Source organism: Streptomyces justiciae (assembly GCF_015163075.1).
Lineage (GTDB): Bacteria > Actinomycetota > Actinomycetes > Streptomycetales > Streptomycetaceae > Streptomyces > Streptomyces justiciae.
Map to the genome: position 1 here is coordinate 1 of NZ_JADDXU010000058.1, position 446 is coordinate 446.

A 446-nucleotide genomic window follows, 5' to 3' on the forward strand; every position below is an offset into this window, starting at 1 on the left:
GGCCTGGTGGCGGCCGCTTTGCGTGAGCGATACACAAACCGTAGGGCTCCCCCTATGGTTTCGTCGTCGGGCGGTTCGGCATGCTGGGAGGCATGTCCATCAACATCGTCGTCGTCGACGACGACCCCGGGTTCCGCCGCATCGCCGCGACGCTGCTGACGGCGCGGGGCCTGCGTGTCGTGGCGGAGTCCTCGGACGGCGCCTCGGCGCTGGCCGCGGTGCGGGACCACCGTCCCGACGGGCTGCTGCTCGACCTGCACCTGCCCGACACCGACGGACTCACCGTCGCGCGCCGGCTCAACGAGCAGGAGGACCGGCCGAAGATCGTGCTGACCTCCACCGACAAATCGTTCTGGTCGCCCGAGGAACTCCAGCACGCCGGCATCGAGTCCTTCGTCGCCAAGGACAAACTCTTCGACGCCGACCTGAAGAGCCTCTTCACCCCC

1 protein-coding gene is annotated in these 446 nt (G+C 68.6%); it reads left to right on the top strand.

The features are described from left to right. Positions 1 to 92 precede the first annotated feature (92 nt). A partial coding sequence (locus IQ210_RS47000) for a response regulator (protein ID WP_194085407.1) occupies positions 93 to 446 on the top strand: 354 nt, incomplete at its 3' end.